The sequence below is a fragment of the Oleiphilus sp. HI0061 genome (assembly GCF_001635675.1).
In genome coordinates, this window is sequence record NZ_LWFE01001625.1 from 1 (window position 1) to 831 (window position 831).

Annotated in this window: 1 protein-coding gene; it reads left to right on the forward strand. The window is 46.2% G+C overall.

All coding sequences use genetic code 11. The annotated features are described in order from the left end of the window. On the forward strand, positions 1-831 hold an 831-nt coding region (locus tag A3735_RS25115), incomplete at both ends, for a DNA polymerase (protein WP_231882649.1).

Consider the following 831-nt stretch of genomic DNA (forward strand, 5'->3'; position numbering starts at 1 on the left):
AAAAATAGAACGCACAGGTGCGGTGGTTGACGCTCATATTCTAGGGCAGCAGAGTCAGGAATTAGCCGAACGAATTGTTGAGCTAGAGCGTGAAGCTTATGACTTGGCGGGTGAAGAGTTCAACTTAAGTTCACCAAAACAGTTGCAAGCGATATTCTTTGAGAAACTAGGGTTGCCGATCATCAAGAAGACGCCCAAGGGTCAACCTTCAACCGCCGAGCCGGTCTTACAGGAATTAGCACTTGACTACCCGCTGCCTAAGTTAATTCTTGAGCACCGTAGTCTGGCAAAACTCAAGTCGACTTATACCGATAAACTTCCGCAGTTGATTAATCCGGGAACAGGGAGAATTCATACTTCTTATCATCAGGCTGTCACCGCGACAGGGCGTTTATCTTCTAGTGATCCGAACTTGCAGAATATTCCGATTCGAAGCACCGAAGGTCGAAAGATTCGTCAGGCTTTTGTTGCACCCGACGGTTATAAGCTTATCGCAGCCGACTATTCGCAAATAGAACTGAGAATTATGGCGCACTTGTCTCAAGATAAGGGCTTGTTGGAGGCATTTGCTCAAGGAGAAGACGTACACCGTGCGACTGCTGCAGAAGTCTTCGATGTTTCTGTTGAAGAGGTGAGTGCTGATCAGCGCCGCAAAGCCAAAGCCATTAACTTTGGTTTGATTTACGGTATGTCGGCATTTGGTTTGGCGAAGCAAATCAATGTATCTCGAAAAGAAGCAGCGCAATATATTGATCGTTATTTCGAACGTTACCCAGGTGTACTTGAGTACATGGATAGAATCCGGGCTCAAGCACATGATGATGGTTATGT